The 331-nt window shown below is 59.2% G+C and carries 1 protein-coding gene; it reads right to left on the bottom strand.

Going from position 1 to position 331, the window contains the following annotated elements; genetic code table 11:
- The coding region (locus C5F48_RS25885; RefSeq protein ID WP_219907859.1) for a hypothetical protein at positions 1–191 on the bottom strand (191 nt) is incomplete at its 3' end.
- Between the last annotated feature and the right edge of the window lie 140 nt (positions 192–331).

Below are 331 nucleotides of genomic sequence, written 5' to 3'. Positions count from 1 at the left end.
TTCCCTTCCCGCTTACTGAACACCACGTCCACTCGCATGTGCTTCAGTTGCCTTTGCCGTCGGTCGCATCCCAAGTTCTGCAGGGTTGTCATCCAGGCATCCGAGCGGTGTCCCAACAGTTGGTGTAGGAGGCCGCGCCTGAAGCCCGCGACGTATTGCAGCGCGCGGCCGGTAGTGATGCTGGCGCTCACCGTCGATCTTCGGTGAAAGTTCGAGTTGCAAGACCTTGAACCAGTTTGAGATGACGATGACCGAAGAGAATGGCGCTGATCGAGCTGACTGAAAGCAAGCGGGTGCGCGAGATGCTGGCCTTCGCGGCCGACCGGATCAT

It is taken from the genome of Cereibacter changlensis JA139, assembly GCF_003034985.1.
Taxonomy (GTDB): domain Bacteria; phylum Pseudomonadota; class Alphaproteobacteria; order Rhodobacterales; family Rhodobacteraceae; genus Cereibacter; species Cereibacter changlensis.
Note: the sequence above shows the minus strand (reverse complement) of the source record. Positions and strands in the feature narration are given on the sequence as shown.